This is a genomic window from Knoellia terrae (assembly GCF_048606435.1).
Classification (GTDB): domain Bacteria; phylum Actinomycetota; class Actinomycetes; order Actinomycetales; family Dermatophilaceae; genus Knoellia; species Knoellia terrae.
In genome coordinates this window covers 590033-604667 of sequence record NZ_JBMBWH010000001.1, presented here as the reverse complement: position 1 = coordinate 604667, position 14635 = coordinate 590033, and the positions used below count along the sequence as shown (strand labels likewise).

The 14635-nt window shown below is 72.9% G+C and carries 17 protein-coding genes; 6 read left to right on the top strand and 11 right to left on the bottom strand.

All coding sequences use genetic code 11. The features are described 5' to 3' along the window. Position 1: 1 nt before the first annotated feature. The 6 genes from ACOJV9_RS02965 to ACOJV9_RS02940 form a co-directional block, all read right to left on the bottom strand. On the bottom strand, positions 2–583 hold the full coding sequence (locus tag ACOJV9_RS02965; protein ID WP_420183673.1) for a YceD family protein: 582 nt from the start codon (positions 581–583) through the stop codon (positions 2–4). Positions 584–686: 103 nt separating this feature from the next. Next, positions 687–1190 carry a pantetheine-phosphate adenylyltransferase gene (coaD, locus tag ACOJV9_RS02960; RefSeq protein ID WP_420183672.1) on the bottom strand — a complete coding sequence of 168 codons (504 nt, stop codon included), beginning with the start codon at positions 1188–1190 and terminating at the stop codon, positions 687–689. Between the two features lie 45 nt (positions 1191–1235). Then, positions 1236–1871: a hemerythrin domain-containing protein gene (locus tag ACOJV9_RS02955; RefSeq protein WP_420183671.1), complete on the bottom strand. Its 636-nt coding sequence runs from the start codon at positions 1869–1871 to the stop codon at positions 1236–1238. Between the two features lie 17 nt (positions 1872–1888). Continuing rightward, entirely contained in the window at positions 1889–2464 is a 576-nt protein-coding gene (rsmD, locus tag ACOJV9_RS02950) for a 16S rRNA (guanine(966)-N(2))-methyltransferase RsmD (RefSeq protein WP_420183670.1), read from the bottom strand. A 1-nt stretch (position 2465) separates the two neighbouring features. Continuing rightward, on the bottom strand, positions 2466–4667 hold the full coding sequence (locus tag ACOJV9_RS02945) for an ATP-dependent DNA helicase RecG (RefSeq protein WP_420183669.1): 2202 nt from the start codon (positions 4665–4667) through the stop codon (positions 2466–2468). A 4-nt stretch (positions 4668–4671) separates the two neighbouring features. Continuing rightward, positions 4672–6366, bottom strand: a complete 1695-nt coding sequence (locus ACOJV9_RS02940; protein ID WP_420183668.1) for a DAK2 domain-containing protein — start codon at positions 6364–6366, stop codon at positions 4672–4674. 167 nt (positions 6367–6533) lie between these two features. Here ACOJV9_RS02940 and rpmB point away from each other — a divergent pair, with 167 nt between their 5' ends. Then, complete coding sequence (rpmB, locus tag ACOJV9_RS02935) at positions 6534–6728, top strand: 50S ribosomal protein L28 (protein ID WP_009778186.1); 195 nt, start codon at positions 6534–6536, stop codon at positions 6726–6728. Between the two features lie 86 nt (positions 6729–6814). Here the strand turns inward: rpmB and thiL are convergent, their stop codons facing one another. Then, positions 6815–7855, bottom strand: a complete 1041-nt coding sequence (gene thiL / locus ACOJV9_RS02930; protein WP_420183667.1) for a thiamine-phosphate kinase — start codon at positions 7853–7855, stop codon at positions 6815–6817. 147 nt (positions 7856–8002) lie between these two features. Between thiL and ACOJV9_RS02925 the strand changes: the two genes are divergently transcribed. Together ACOJV9_RS02925 and ACOJV9_RS02920 are read left to right on the top strand one after the other, a co-directional pair. Next, positions 8003–8236, top strand: a complete 234-nt coding sequence (locus ACOJV9_RS02925; RefSeq protein WP_035951055.1) for an Lrp/AsnC ligand binding domain-containing protein — start codon at positions 8003–8005, stop codon at positions 8234–8236. A 2-nt stretch (positions 8237–8238) separates the two neighbouring features. Beyond that, positions 8239–8694 (top strand): DUF3515 family protein, encoded by a 456-nt coding sequence (locus ACOJV9_RS02920; RefSeq protein WP_420183666.1) that lies wholly within the window; start codon positions 8239–8241, stop codon positions 8692–8694. Between the two features lie 22 nt (positions 8695–8716). Here ACOJV9_RS02920 and ACOJV9_RS02915 read toward each other — a convergent pair whose 3' ends face one another. After that, positions 8717–9880, bottom strand: coding sequence for a D-alanine--D-alanine ligase family protein (locus ACOJV9_RS02915; RefSeq protein ID WP_420183665.1), 1164 nt, complete (start codon positions 9878–9880; stop codon positions 8717–8719). A gap of 52 nt (positions 9881–9932) precedes the next feature. Between ACOJV9_RS02915 and ACOJV9_RS02910 the strand changes: the two genes are divergently transcribed. Beyond that, positions 9933–11009: a trans-sulfuration enzyme family protein gene (locus ACOJV9_RS02910; RefSeq protein WP_420183664.1), complete on the top strand. Its 1077-nt coding sequence runs from the start codon at positions 9933–9935 to the stop codon at positions 11007–11009. 9 nt (positions 11010–11018) lie between these two features. Here the strand turns inward: ACOJV9_RS02910 and ACOJV9_RS02905 are convergent, their stop codons facing one another. After that, the gene (locus ACOJV9_RS02905) at positions 11019–12017 is read right to left on the bottom strand and encodes an NAD(P)H-dependent glycerol-3-phosphate dehydrogenase (protein WP_420183663.1); all 999 of its coding nucleotides are present in this window, start codon (positions 12015–12017) and stop codon (positions 11019–11021) included. Then, positions 12014–12865 carry a lysophospholipid acyltransferase family protein gene (locus ACOJV9_RS02900; protein WP_420183662.1) on the bottom strand — a complete coding sequence of 284 codons (852 nt, stop codon included), beginning with the start codon at positions 12863–12865 and terminating at the stop codon, positions 12014–12016. The genes ACOJV9_RS02905 and ACOJV9_RS02900 overlap by 4 nt, the downstream gene beginning before the upstream one ends. A gap of 120 nt (positions 12866–12985) precedes the next feature. On the opposite strand from ACOJV9_RS02900, the gene cofC reads away from it, so the two are divergent. Continuing rightward, positions 12986–13609, top strand: a complete 624-nt coding sequence (gene cofC / locus ACOJV9_RS02895) for a 2-phospho-L-lactate guanylyltransferase (RefSeq protein ID WP_420183661.1) — start codon at positions 12986–12988, stop codon at positions 13607–13609. 9 nt (positions 13610–13618) lie between these two features. Further along, on the top strand, positions 13619–13828 hold the full coding sequence (locus ACOJV9_RS02890) for a hypothetical protein (protein WP_420183660.1): 210 nt from the start codon (positions 13619–13621) through the stop codon (positions 13826–13828). Between the two features lie 60 nt (positions 13829–13888). Here ACOJV9_RS02890 and ACOJV9_RS02885 read toward each other — a convergent pair whose 3' ends face one another. Then, positions 13889–14614: an HU family DNA-binding protein gene (locus ACOJV9_RS02885; RefSeq protein ID WP_420183659.1), complete on the bottom strand. Its 726-nt coding sequence runs from the start codon at positions 14612–14614 to the stop codon at positions 13889–13891. Positions 14615–14635: the final 21 nt, after the last annotated feature.

The window sequence follows — 14635 nt, the reverse complement described above, 5'->3', positions numbered from 1 at the left end:
GTCAGGTCCTATCTGAAGTCTGCGTCGTGGACGGCTCGGACGCGAGGTCCGTGAGAGCCGCCCACCTGGGGTCGATCACGTCATGTGCGTGGTCCGGGTCCTCCTCGAGGCGCATCCCGCATTCGGAACACAACCCCGGGCAGTCCGGACGACACACGGGCTGGAACGGCAGTGAGGGCACCACCGCGTCCCGGAGCACCTCGTCGAGGTCGATCAGACCGTCCTCGACGAGATACACCTCGGCTGCGTCCTCGTCGCCCACCTCCTGGTGGTGGGCGTTGCGATCGGCGTAGGCGAACAGCTCCTGGAAGCGGCCAGTCACGTCGTGACTGATCGGATCCAGGCACCGCACGCAGGCGCCGGTCGCCGTGGCGTGGACCGAACCGGTGACCAGGACGCCCTCGACGACGGACTCGAGCCGCACGTCGATCTCCAAGGGTTCCCCCTCGGCGACGCGCAGCACCTCCGTGCCGAAGTCGGCTGGTGCCTCGACCTCGCGCGAGAGCTCCGCCATCGAGCCGGGTCGCCGGCCGACCTCCTTGGTGTCGAGCACCAGTGGAGATCGTGGATCGAGACGAGTCATTGCCCTTGCCGTGGTCGAGTGGTTCGGTTCGCGTCACGGCTGACGCAGACCGACCGTCAACATTACCGGAGGGTGGTCCACCTGCCCAAATGCGCCGTCCGGGTCAGGGGGTCGCCCGCAGCGCGACGAGGGCGTCGCGGACCTCGTCGGGGACGAGGCCGGTGAGGTCTCCCCCGAACCGCGACACCTCCTTGACCAGCGAGCTCGACACGTGCTCGAGCTCGGGCGCGCCGGGGAGGAACACCGTCTCGACGCCCGTGAGGTGCCGGTTCATCAGCGCCATCGGGAGCTCGTAGGCGAAGTCGGTCGCGCTGCGCAGGCCCTTGACGATGGCATCGGCCCCCACGTCACGGCAGACGTCGACGAGCAGCCGCCCCGCGAAGGCCTCGACCCGCACCCGCTGCCGCACGTCCTCCGGCAGGGAGCGCTCGACGAAGCCGATGCGCTCCTCCACGGCGAAGGTGCCCTGCTTGGCCGGGTTGTGGAGCACCGCCACGACGACCTCGTCGTAGAGCCGGGCAGCGCGCACGAGCACGTCGACGTGGCCGAGGGTGACCGGGTCGTAGGACCCCGGGCAGACGGCCCGTCGAATCTGCTGCTCGCTCACGCGCGCCACCCTACGGCGTGCGGACCTCGGCGGCCCGTGCGCCGCTCAGTCCTTGGCGGCGGCCGCCTTGGAGGCCTCTTCGACCTTCGTGGCCTCCTCCTTGGCGGCGTCCTTGATCTCGTCCGCCTTCTCCCTGGCCTCGGGCGCGGCGATGACGCCCTCCTTCTCGGCGCGGTGCAGGATCGCCTTCACCTGCTCGAGGCTCGCGCACCCGTGGTCGAGCAGCTCGTTGCGACGGGCCAGCCAGACCTCGCCCAGCTCGGTCCTGGCCTGCTCGGAGACCTCCTCGCGCGCCGGGTTGAGGATGGTCTGCTCCTCCTCGTTGGCGTGGTGGTTGAGCACCGTGGCCAGCTCCTCGAGGGCGGAGTCGTACTTCTCGGTGTCGGTGCCCTTGGCCTCGAGGAAGGCGACGAGCGCCTCGTTGATCTCGGCGTGCTCCTCCTCGCCGTGCTCCTGCTCGTGCGCGCCGATCGCGCGCTTGGTGCGCAGCGTGGGGTAGACCTTCTCCTCCTCGGCCTCACCGTGCGCCACGATCAGCTCGGCGAGCGCGCTCCGGGCCGCGGAGCGGTCGCTGTCGTTGCGCCGGCACTCCCGGATGAGGTCCTCGAAGAGGCGGTGGTCGGTGAGGATCAGCTCGAGGACGTCGCCACTGGTCGGGCGCGGGATCGCGTAGTCGGTCATGGGGCCATCCTCGCTGATCACCCGGGCTTTGTGGACGCTGGCTCCTCGTGGATGGCGTACCAGACGACCGTCTCGCCGTACTTCTTTCCCCGCTCGGGTTCCAGGCCCGCCGGCCACGTCGGCTCGGCCGAGCGCTTCGACCGCTCGACGACGACGAGCGCCTGATCGGCGAGCCATCCCCGCGACACCAGTGCCGTCAGGTCCGCGCCGAGCGACTCCTCCGGAAGGTCGTACGGCGGGTCGAGGAACACGAGGTCCAGCGGGCGGGCCGCACCCCCGAGCGCGGACGTCACCGTCAGCGGCAGCACGGACACCCGCAGCCCCAGCCGCGCGGCGTTGTCGCGGATGACCGACGCGGCGGCACGGTCGGACTCGACGAGCGTCACCTCCGCGGCGCCGCGGCTGGCGGCCTCGAGACCGAGGGCGCCCGAGCCGGCATACAGGTCGAGGACGCGCGCGCCGGAGAGCGCGTCGCGCGCCTCGAGGGCGGAGAAGAGCGCCTCGCGCACGCGGTCGCTCGTCGGACGCGTGCCGCGCCCGGCCGGAGTGCGCAGCTCTCGTCCGCCGGCCGTGCCGGCGATGACCCTGGTCATGTCACCCTCGTTCCAGGTATGCCGCCTGCTCGGTGTCGACGCGTGCGTCGACGAGCTCGGCGAGTCGCGGATGTGCCGCGAGGTCGGGGTCGTCGGCCACCACCGCGACGGCGTCCTCACGGGCCGCCATGATGAGGGCCTCGTCCTCGAGGACGTGGAGGAACTGCAGCTGGCTGCGGACCCCGTGCTGGGAGGACCCGAGGATGTCGCCCTCCCGACGCTGGCGGAGGTCGATGCGGGCCAGCTCGAAGCCGTCGGTGGTGCCGGCCACGGCGTCGAGCCGCTCGTGGGCGGCTTCCCCGTCGCCCGCGTGGACGAGCAGGCACAGACCGGGCAGGCCGCCGCGCCCGACCCGGCCGCGCAGCTGGTGCAGCTGGGAGACCCCGAACCGGTCGGCGTCCATGACGACCATGACGCTGGCGTTGGGCACGTCGACCCCGACCTCGATGACGGTCGTGGAGACGAGGACGTCGATCTGCCCGGCGGCGAAGTCACGCATGACGGCGTCCTTCTCGTCGGCGGGCAGGCGACCGTGGAGCACCTCGACCCGGAGGCCGGCCAGGGCCGGGTTGGCGACGAGCTCTGCGTGGACGCGGTGGACGGAGGCGAGCGGGCGCGGCGGGGGTGCCTCGCCGTCGTCGTCACCACCCCCGTCGTCGCCGTCCGAGTCGCCGGTCACGTCGGCGGCGAAGATCTCGGCGCCCTCGTCGGGGTCGTCGTCGTCGCCGATGCGAGGGCACACGACGTAGGCCTGGCGCCCCTGGGCGACCTCCTCGGCGATCCGCTGCCAGGTGCGCTGCATCCACCCCGGCTTGTCCTCCGGGACGACGTGCGTCGTGATCGGTGCCCGACCGGCGGGGAGCTCGCTCAGCGTGGACGTCTCCATGTCACCGAAGACGGTCATCGCCACGGTGCGCGGGATCGGGGTGGCGGTCATGACGAGCACGTGCGGCGGCTGGGCGGCCTTGCCGCGCAGGGCATCCCGCTGCTCGACGCCGAAGCGGTGCTGCTCGTCGACGACGACGAGCGCGAGGTCCTGGAAGCTCACGTGCTCCTGGATGAGGGCGTGCGTCCCGACGACGATGCCGGCGTCCCCGCTGGCGATGTCGAGGAGGGCCCGGCGACGGGCCGCGGTCGACATGCTGCCGGTCAGCAGCGTGACCCGGGTGCCGATCTCCGCTCCTCCGAGCAGGCCACCCTCGGCGAGGTCGCCGAGCATCGCGCTGATCGACCGGTGGTGCTGGGCGGCGAGGACCTCGGTCGGCGCGAGCAGAGCCGCCTGTCCCCCGGAGTCGACGGCGGCGAGCATGGCCCGCACCGCGATGACGGTCTTGCCCGAGCCCACCTCACCCTGCAGGAGCCGGTGCATCGGGACGTCGCGAGCCATCTCCTCGGCGAGCGTGCGCCCCACATCGACCTGCCCGGCGGTGAGCGTGAAGGGCAGCCGGGCGTCGAACGCGTCGAGCAGGCCACCCGGTCGGGGCGACCGGGCGATCGTCGACTCCTGTGCCTGCCGGGCCCGGCGCTGGGCGAGGGCGAGCTGGAGGACGAACGCCTCCTCGTAGGACATGCGCCGTCGGGCCTGCGCCACCTCGGCCATCGACTCGGGGGTGTGGATGCCTCGCAGGGCGGACGTGCGGTCGAGGAGGTCGCGCCGGTCGAGGACGTCCTCGGGGATGGCCTCGGGGCTCTCGACGAGCAGGTCGAGCACCATGCGCACGCACTCGGTCACCGTCCACGTGTGGAGGTTGCCCACCGCCTTGTAGATGGGGATGAGGTCGCGCCGCTTCCCCTGGTCGAAGTCGCTCAGCAGCGAGTAGCCGGGGTGGGCGAGCTGGAGACGGTTGTTGAAGGACGAGACCTTCCCGGCGAAGAGGGCCTTCGTGCCCGGGACGAGCTTGCCCTCGTGGCCCCAGGCCTTGAAGAAGGTGATCTCGAGGTCCTTGGTCCCGTCCGTGATGACGGCCTGCAGCATCGTGCCGCGGCGCGCCTTCATCGACCTCGTCGTCGCCGACTTCACCTCGGCGACGGCGACGATGTAGGAGCCGACCGTCGCGGCGGCGAGGTTGCTCTCGGGGCTCTGGTAGCGACGCGGCCAGTAGGCGAGGAGGTCACCGACCGTGGTGATGCCCCGGGAGTCCTTGAACTTCTTCGCCTCCCGGGCGGCGAGGACCTTGGTGAGCGGAGTGGCCTCCGTGTACACGGGTCTACTCCACCCCCACGAGCAGCGGGTAGACCTGCTGGCCTCCGTCGAGGCGGACGACCTCGACCTCGGCGTGCTCCTTGGCCAGCCGGTCGGCGACGGCGTCGACCAGGGCGTCGTCCGCGTCCGCCCCGGACACGAGGGTGACGAGCTCACCGCCTCCGGAGAGCAGCCGGTCGAGCACCTGGTGGGCGACGGTCGCGAGGTCGTCCCCGATGAGCGCGACGTCGCCGCTGACGATGCCCAGGACGTCGCCGGGTGTGACGTGCCCGGCCCAGGTCAGCACCTCACGGGAGGCGACCGACACCGCGCCGTGTCGTGTGGCGACCGCGGCACTGGTCATCGAGATGGCGTTCTCGCGCAGACCCTTGCCGAGGTCGACGACGGCGAGCGCCGCCAGGCCCTGCACGGCGGTGCGCGCCGGGACGATCGCCGTGACGATCCCCTCCTCGGTGGCGGCACGGCACGCCACCTCGGCGGCCATGAGCGTGTCCTTGTCGTTGGGCAGGACGATGACCGAGCCGGCTCCGGTCTCGTGGATCGCCTCGAGCAGCTGGCCCGCCGAGGCGCGCGCTCCCGGCGAGCTGAGGACCACGGTGGCGCCGGCCTCCTCGAGGATCGTCGCCATGCCGGGTCCGGCGGCACACGCGACCACGGCCACCTGCTGAGTCTCCTTGGCGGCGACCTGGGTGGCGAAGTGCGTGACCTTGACCCGGTGCGGGCGCCCGGCGGCGATGCCGGCCTCCACCGCGGCGCCGACGTCGTCGACGTGCACGTGGACGTTCCAGAGGTCCGGCCCACCGACGACGAGCAGCGAGTCGCCCAGCCCGTCGAGGGTGTCCCTGAGCGTGGCGACGCGCTCGTCGTCACAGTGGTCGAGGAGGAACATCACCTCGAAGGCGGGCCCGACCGCGGAGGTCGGCGTGGGAGCGAACGGATCTCTCGCCCTGCCGGCCTCCTCGCCGGGAGGGTCGCCCGCGCCCCCCTCGATGTGCCACGAGGTCTTGGGGAGCAGGTCCTCGGAGGCGTGGTGCAGCGGGGCGGACCCCTCGGCCCAGCTGCCCGTCAGGACCCGGTGCAGCGCCTCGATCATGAGCACGCAGCCGGCGCCACCGGCGTCGACGACCCCGGCCCGGGCCAGCGCGGGGAGCTGTTCGGGCGTGCGCACGAGCGCGGCCTCGGCGTCGCTGAGAGCGGACGCGGCCACCTCGGCGGCGTCCCCGCCCTCCGCGGCGGCCTCGGTCGCACCCGCCGCGGCGGCGTCGGCGACGGTGAGGATCGTGCCCTCCTGCGGGTGGGCGACGCTGGCCCTCGCGAGCTGGGCCCCGCGCGTGATGGCGCGGGCGAGCGCGGGCCCGTCCACCTCGGTCAGCCCCTCCTCGATGACGACGGCGCTGAGGCCGGCGACGATCTGGCTGACGATGACACCGGAGTTGCCGCGAGCCGACAGAAGCAGGGCGCGGGAGAGGTTGCGCGCCTCGTCGACGAGGCTGGCCGTGCCGATGATGCCCTGGGCCGCGTGGGCGACCTTGACGTCCTCGAGCGCGGTGTCCATCGTCAGATAGAGGTTGGTGCCGGTGTCCCCGTCCGGCACCGGGAACACGTTGAGCGCGTCCATCTCGGTGCGCCGGGCGGCGAACGCGGCGCGGGTCAGGGCCCCCCAGAGGCGGGCTCCATCGGCGTCGAGAACGGCTGGCACGGTGGCAGGCTATCGGGCGCCCCCGACGCGTTTTGGACCCACACCCGAACTCGGCTACGCTTTGACGGTTCCGCGTGAGCCCCCTCCGGGGCGGGCACCGGACCATCGACCTGGGACGGCTGATCATCCAGCGCTCCCGTATGACACCTGACTCAAGGAGACCACCCGTGGCTGCCAACTGCGATGTCTGCGGCAAGGGACCCGGCTTCGGCCACAGCATCTCGCACTCGCACCGCCGCACCAAGCGACGCTGGAACCCCAACATCCAGCGCGTGAAGGCTCTTGTCGGTGACAAGGGTGTGACCCCGAAGCGTCTCAACGTCTGCACCTCCTGCCTCAAGGCCGGCAAGGTCAAGCGCTGACCCCCTAGCCGTACCCCGAACGGGGCGTCGTCCGATCGTGGACGACGCCCCGTTCGTCGTCCCCCCGGTCAGTCGGCGTATGCCGGTCAGCCGGCGAAGTGGTCCCAGCCGGTCACGCTCGGGACGGCTCCGCCGACCGTGAGCCGCGGACCCTGCGGACCGGCCTCGAGCACCCTGCCGACGACCGTCCACGGCGCTGCCGCGTCCTCGGGCACCGCACCCTCGGGGAAGGTCGCGAGCAGCGAGTGCTCCTCTCCCCCGGCCAGGACCTGCGGCCAGCCCGCCTCGGCGCCGAGGGCCGTCTCGATCGGGCCGGTGAGGAAGCCGAGCCGCAGCGCCTCCTCGTCGAGCGCCAGCTCCACCCCGCTGGCGGTCGCGATCCGGGCGCCGTCGCGCACGAGCCCGTCGGACACGTCGATCATCGACGTCGCACCGGCCTGCGCGGCCAGCGGACCGGACTCCCAGGGCGGGCGGGGCGAGCGGTGGAACCACATGAGCAGCGACACGGCCTTGTCGACCTCGTCGAGGTGGCGGCCGGGGCCCTCGCCGGCGATCGGGTCCTCCCGGCCCTGCTCGTGCAGCGCCAGCCCGGCCCCGGACCAGCCGAGGGAGCCCGCCACGGCCACCACGTCACCGGGGCGAGCACCGGATCGCAGCACCGGTGTCCGGCCCCCCAGGTCGCCGAACGCCGTCACGGACACGACGACGACGCCGCTCGGCGCCGACGACAGGTCTCCGCCGACGACCGGACAGCGGGCGTCCTCGGCGGCGGCGGCGATCCCGGCGGTGAGGTCGAGGACCCACGCGAGCTCGGTCTCGGGGTCGGCGGCGACCGCGACGAGCAGCCCGGTGGCCACGGCGCCCATCGCGGCCACGTCGGAGACGTTCTGGGCGACGACCTTGATCCCGACGTCGTGCCCGCTCGACCAGTCGTCGCGCCAGTCGCGGCCGCGCACCATCGAGTCGGTCGTCAGGACCACGGACCCGGTCGTCGCGAGGACCGCGGCGTCGTCTCCCGGAGGGACGACGACACCGGCACCGGCATACGGGCTCCGACCGAACAACGGGAGGATCCGCCCCAGCAGCTCGGACTCGCTGACCGAGCCGATCGTCGTGTGCGCGGCCACACACCCACCTCCTGAACCACCCGAGACGTGCGGACTCCCGGCACGGTACCGTGCAGACACCGTCGCCCCGGCGACGGTCGACGAAGACCGAGAAGACTCCGACGGAGCGGCGCACCGAGCCCCTCCCCGACAGTGAGGTGACACCCAGTGGTCCAGGCCTACATCCTGATTCAGACCGAGGTCGGTCGTGCAGCGGCCGTGGCCGAGGCGATCGCAGCGATCCCGGGAGTGGCCCTCGCCGAGGACGTCACCGGCCCCTACGACTGCATCGCCCGCGTCGAGGCCGAGACCGTGGACGAGCTCGGCAAGCTCGTCATCGCGAAGATCCAGGAGGTCGAAGGCATCACCCGGACCCTCACCTGCACGGTGGTGCACGTCTGAGCGTGCTCGCTCGACAGCGTTCGACGACGGCGGTGGTGCTCGGCGCCACCGCCGTCGTCGCGCTCTCCGGGTGCTCCTCGGCCGTCGAGGTCGCGCCCACACCCCTGGCGACCGGTGCCGCCTGCCGTGCCGTGGCGGCGTCGTGGCCGGCGCGGGCCGGTGGGCAGGAGCGCCGCGAGGTGAGCGACGCGAGCGCCGGCGCCGCCTATGGTGACCCGGCCATCATCGCCCGGTGCGGGGTGCCCGCCCTCGCCCCCACGACGCAGGACTGCATCGAGGTCGACGGGCTGGGCTGGGTGGCCCAGCCGCTCAGTGACGGGACGAGGTTCACGACCTTCGGGCGCGACCCGGCCATCGAGGTGCTCGTCCCCAAGGCCTACGCGCCCGAGCCGCTCCTGCTGCCCGCCTTCACCGAGGCCGCCAACCGGCTCCCGACGAACTCGCTCTCCTGCACCTGAGGGCAGGACAGTGCGGGACAGGTCAGCGCAGGCCGACCCGACGCTCCATGGCGAGCCCGATGAGCTCGTCGATGAGCTCGGGGTAGGTCAGGCCGGCCGCCGCCCACATCCGCGGGTACATCGAGCTGGGGGTGAAGCCCGGCATCGTGTTGATCTCGTTGATCAGCACCTCGCCCGTCCCGGTGAGGAAGAAGTCGCAGCGGGCCAGACCCTCGCACCCGGCGACGGTGAACGCCGTGACCGCCATCTGCGCGATCTGGTCGGCGACTGCCGGCGGGACGTCGGCCGGTGCCTCGAGGCGGATGCCGTCGTCGTCGAGGTACTTGGCCTCGAAGTCGTAGAAGGCGTGACCCTGGACGACGATGCACTCCCCCAGGGGGCTGGTGCGCGGGGCATCGGTGCCGTGGCCGTCGAGGACGCCGCACTCGATCTCGCGGCCGACGACGCCCTGCTCGACGACGACCTTGGGATCGTGCTCGCGCGCCGCCTCGACCGCGGCGCGCAGCCCCTCGGGGCCGTCGACCTTGGAGATCCCCATGCTCGAGCCGGCCCGGGCGGGCTTGACGAAGACGGGGTAGCTGAGCGCGCCCACGGCGTCGAGGGCCGCCTCCGGGTCCCGCTGCCACTCGCGGTCGGTCACGACGACGTAGGGGCCGACCGGGAGCCCTGCAGCCTGGAACACGACCTTCATCATGTGCTTGTCCATCATCACCGCGGAGGCCGTCACCCCGGACCCGACGTAGCGGACGTCGGCCAGGTCGAGCATCCCCTGGATGGTGCCGTCCTCGCCGAACGGCCCGTGCAGGAGCGGGAAGACGACGTCCACCTCGTTCAGCTCTCGCGGCGGCTGCCCGGCCTCGTGGACGATGAGGTGGCGGGCCGTCGCGCTCATCGGCACGAGCACGCTCGGAGCGGACGCGTCGACCTCGGGGATGTGCCCCGGCGCGAGCCGCAACGGCTCGGGGTCGTTGGCGGCCAGCACCCAGCTGCCGTCCTTGGCGATTCCGATCGGCAGCACGTCGTAGCGCTCGGGGTCGAGGGCCGACATGACGCTCGCGGCGGTGGCGCAGGACACGGCGTGCTCAGAGGAACGGCCGCCGAAGACGAGGGCCACCCGCAGGCGGCGCGGTTCGCCGTCGGACCCCGGACCTGCGGCGACGTCGCTGGGCGTGTTCTCGGTGTTCATCGCCAGCGACCCTATCCCGCAGGCCCGGTGCGGGCGGCATACGCTCGCCCGTGTGGAACCCGTCGAGCTGAGCCCAGCCACCCGCCTCGTGTCCCTCGGCCGTGTGCCGTCCGCCCCCGGTGAGCAGGTCGGCGCACCGCTGACGATGAGCTCGACCTACCACGCGGACGGGGCGGTGAGCTACGGCCGTGGCGGCAACCCCACCTGGTCCGCCTTCGAGGAGGCGCTGGGCTCGCTGGAGGGTGGCGACGCCCTCGTCTTCGCCTCCGGCATGGCCGCGGTGGCGGCAGCGCTCTCGCTCGTCCCCCACGGTGGGCGGGTCGTCGTGCCGACCGCCGCCTACAACGGCACCCTCGTAACGCTGGCCGACCGCGAGGCCGCCGGTGAGGTCGTCGTCACGCCCGTGGACGTGACCGTCACGGACGCGGTGGTCGGCGCCCTCGACGGCGCGGCGATGCTCTGGGTGGAGTCGCCGACCAACCCGCTGCTCGACGTGGCCGACGTCGCGGCGCTGGCGTCCGCCGCCCATGAGCGCGGGCTGCTCGTCGTCGTCGACAACACCTTCGCGACCCCCCTGCTCCAGCAGCCGCTCGACCTCGGCGCCGACGTCGTCGTGCACTCCGTGACGAAGTACCTCTCCGGGCACAGCGACCTGCTCCTCGGGGCGACGGTCACCGGCCCGTCGGAGACGGGCCGGGCGCTGCACGAGCGCCTCCGGAGGCACCGGCAGATGCACGGCGCCATCGCCGGGCCCATGGAGGCCTGGCTGGCCCTGCGCGGCCTGCGCACGCTGTCGGTGCGGCTCGAGCGGGCGAGCGCCAACGCCCGGGTCCTCGCCGAGCGGCTCGGGGGCCACGCCGGTGTGGAGCGGGTGCGCTACCCCGGCTTCGGGGCCATGGTCTCGATCGACGTCGCGGGTGACGCGGACGCCGCCGAGCGCGTGGCCGCCGCGACCCGGCTCTGGGTGCACGCGACCAGCCTGGGCGGGGTCGAGAGCCAGATCGAGCGCCGTCGCCGCCAGCCGGGCGAGCCCGAGGCCGTGCCCGATAACCTCCTGCGCCTCTCGGTCGGGATCGAGGACGTCGACGACCTGTGGCGCGACCTCGACGCGGCGCTCGGGGCGCTCTGAGCCGGCTCGTCAGCCGGTCTCGGCCTTGCGGGGCCGGGAGAGGAGTGCGCCGACGACGTGCGGCGCCGTCCTGCCCTCGGTGATCATCGCGTTGACCTGCTCGATGATCGGCACGTCGACGCCGTGCTGCCGGGCGAGGTCGAGGATGGACGTACACGACTTCACGCCCTCTGCGGTCTGCCTCGTCACCGCGACGACCTCGTCGACGGCCATGCCCTGACCCAGCCGCACGCCGAAGCTGTGGTTGCGCGACAGCGGCGACATGCAGGTGGCGATGAGGTCACCGATCCCCGCGAGCCCGGCGAAGGTCACCGGGTCGGCGCCGAGCGCCGTCCCGAGCCGCGTCGTCTCGGCGAGCCCGCGGGTGATGATCGAGGCCTTGGAGTTGTCCCCCATGCCGAGCCCCTCGGCCATGCCGACGGCGAGGGCGATGACGTTCTTGGTCGCGCCGGCGATCTCGGTCCCGACGACGTCGGTGTGCGTGTAGGGCCGGAAGTACGGCGCCGCGCAGGCGTCCGCGACCCGCTGCGCCACCCGCTCGTCGGCGGCGGCGACGACGCTCGCCGCCGGCTGCTTCACGGCGATCTCGCGCGCCAGGTTCGGGCCCGAGACGACGACGATGCGTCCGGTGTCGATGCCCGCGGCGTCGGCGATGACCTCGCTCATCCGCTTGGTCGTGCCGAGCTCGACGCCCTTCATCAGCGAGACGACCGCGGCGTCATCCGGAAGCACCCAGCCCCACGTCGTGAGGTTGGCACGCAGCGTCTGCGACGGCACCGCGAGCACGACGATGTCGGCCCCGGCGGCTGCCTCCTCAGGGTCCGACGTCGCCGAGATGCGCTCGGGCAGCGGCAGCTCCGGGAGGTACTCGTCGTTGCACCCGGCGTTGATCGCGTCGACCACCTCGGACCGGCGCCCCCACATGCGCACGTCGGTGCCCGCATCGGCGAGGACGGCCGCGAAGGCCGTCCCCCAGCTGCCCGTCCCGAACACCGCTGCAGTCGTCACGTGTGGTCCTCACCGTCGTCGGGGCCGTCCCGGGATTCCTCGTTGGGTCCGTCGGCCCATTGTGGGGGGTCTGGGCGCGCACGCGGGCCGGAACGCCCCGTCACGGTGGCGCCACGCGGCGGCCCGGTGCCCGGCAGCCCGTGCTCGCGCGGGTCGTAGCGCCCGGGGGGTGCCTGCTCGCCGCGCAGCGCCTCGAGCTCCCTGGTGACCGCAGCCATGATCCGCTCCGTCGCCTCGGCGAGCACCTCGGCCGTGAGGGGCCGGTCGTAGAGGTCGCCGAGGTCGACCGGTGCACCGGCTCGCATCCTGACCGTGTGCCGCGGCAGCACGCTCGGGCGGTGGCTGTAGGGAGGCAGGACGTCCTGGGTGCCCCACTGCGCGATGGGCACGACCGGGCAGCGGGTCAGCAGCGCCACCCGGGCCGCACCGGTCTTCCCGCGCATCGGCCACAGGTCGGGCTGACGCGTCAGGGTGCCCTCGGGATAGATGCCGACGCACTTGCCGGCACGCACCGCGTCGATCGCCGCCGACCACGCGTCCGACGCCCGGCCGGTCCCGCGGTGGACGGGGATCTGGTCGGCTGCCCGCACGATGGCTCCGACCACGGGCACCCGGAAGACCTCCACCTTGCCGAGGAAGTGCGGGACGACTCCCGCGTCGTTGAGGAAGTGGGCGAGGACGAGGGCGTCGAGGTGCGACACGTGGTTGGACACGGCGACGAAGCCGCGGTCACGAGGCAGGTGCTCGAGCCCGGTCCAGTCCCGCCGGGTGAGGGCCATGAGGAGGGGCCGCAGGAGCGTGACCACGAACCTGTAGGCCGGTGGGGAGTCGCGCGGTCCGAACTTCATCCGGGCCTTTCGTGGCGGGTCGGCGGGTGGGCTCCTCGGAGGGCCGATGCGGTCTGGCGACATCTTGGTTGCCGCCGGGGGTGCTGTCGAGCAGGCCGGGCCGTGAGGCAGGATCACGGCATGGAGTCATCCGGCGGAACCGGCTGGCACCTCGTCGTTCCCGTCAAGGGTGGGCTCGGGGCCAAGTCACGGCTGCGCCGCTCCCTCGACGACGGGGCCCTCGTCGCGGCGATCGTCCGCGACACGCTCGACGTCGCCGCACGTGTCGTCGGCCCTGCGGGGCTCGTCGTCGTGACCTCGGACGTGGACGAGGCGGCACACGCCGAACGGTCGGGCTTCACCGTGGTGCCCGACCCCGGCGGCGGCCTGGACGCGGCCAGCACCGCCGGCATCCGCGCGGCACGGGCCGGCGGGGCCGGACCGGTGGCGGTGCTCCTCGGGGACCACCCCGGCCTCACCGAGGAGGAGCTGGCCACCGCCCTGGCCACCGGCCTGCCCCACGACACCTTCTTCGTCCCCGACGCGGAGGGCACCGGCACCGCACTGCTGGGTTCCAGCCTCACGACCGTGCCGGCACCGGCCTTCGGGCCCGGCAGCGCCGCCCGCCACCTCGCTCTCGGCCACCGCCGGCTCGACCTCGACCTCCCCGGCCTGCGGCACGACGTGGACGACGAAATCTCGCTGCGGCACGCCGTGACCCACCTTCCGGTCGGGCCCCGCACCCTCGCCGCTCTCGAGCGATAGCGTCGGGGCGTGCAAGCGAGCATCCACACCTTCGCCGAGGACGGCTCCGGCTCCGCGCTGCTCGACGACGGCCGGCTCGTGTCCTGGCCGGCAGAGGTCTTCGCCGGCAGCGCCCTGCGCCATGTGCGGCCCGGTCAGCGCGTCAGCATCGAGCTCGACGGCACCACGGTGACGCGGGTGTGGATCGTCGGCATCGGTCCGGGAGAGACGATCCGCTGACCCCCTGACGCCAGCAGGGCCGGCACCCCGAGGTGCCGGCCCTGCCATGGTGTGGACGCGTCAGCGCGTCGCCTTCTTGGCCGTCGTCTTCTTGGCCGTCGTCGTCTTCGACGCCGGGGCCTTCTTGGCCGCGGCCTTCGTCGTCGTCGCCTTGGCCGTCGTCGCCTTGGTCGCGCTCGCCTTGGTGGCGCTCGCCCTGGTCGCCGACTTCTTGGCGGTGCCCGTGGACGCGGAGGTCTTGCGCGCCGGGGTGGCCGAGGCCTTGGTGGCCGGGGCCTTCTTGGCGGCGGTCTTGCTCGCCGTCGTGGGGGTGGCCTTCTTGGTGGTGGCCTTGGTGGCGGTCGACGCCGTGCTGGTGGCCTTCTTGGCGGCAGTCGTCGTGGCGGTCGTCGCCTTCTTCGCGGCCGCCTTGGTCGCGGTGGCCGCCTTCTTGGCCGGTGCAGCCGCCTTGGAGGCTGCCGCCGTGCCGGCGCTCGCACGCTGGGCCGCCGGGGAGGCCTTCGGAAGGGTGGAGGGCTTCTTGACGTACGCCTTGAAGGCCGCACCGGCGCGGAACCGGGGCGCCTTCGACTTGGGGATGCGGACGCTGGCGCCCGAGCGGGGGTTGCGCCCGGTGCGCGCGGCGCGCTCCGCGCGGTCGAACGTGCCGAAGCCGGTGATGCCGACCTTGCCACCCTTGGTGACCTCGCGGACGATCGTGTCGAGGACCGCATCGAGGGCCTCGGTCGCTGCCTTGCGGCTGCCGAGACGCTTCTCGAGCTCCCGGACGAGTTCTCCCTTGTTCACTGTCTCTCCATCGGTCTGCCG

Coding starts and splice junctions, on each gene's coding strand:
- ACOJV9_RS02965 (WP_420183673.1), bottom strand. CDS start 583: ATGACTCGTCTCGATCCACGATCTCCACTGGTGCTCGACACCAAGGAG.
- ACOJV9_RS02955 (WP_420183671.1), bottom strand. CDS start 1,871: ATGACCGACTACGCGATCCCGCGCCCGACCAGTGGCGACGTCCTCGAG.
- rsmD (WP_420183670.1), bottom strand. CDS start 2,464: ATGACCAGGGTCATCGCCGGCACGGCCGGCGGACGAGAGCTGCGCACT.
- ACOJV9_RS02915 (WP_420183665.1), bottom strand. CDS start 9,880: ATGAACACCGAGAACACGCCCAGCGACGTCGCCGCAGGTCCGGGGTCC.
- ACOJV9_RS02900 (WP_420183662.1), bottom strand. CDS start 12,865: ATGAAGTTCGGACCGCGCGACTCCCCACCGGCCTACAGGTTCGTGGTC.
- cofC (WP_420183661.1), top strand. CDS start 12,986: ATGGAGTCATCCGGCGGAACCGGCTGGCACCTCGTCGTTCCCGTCAAG.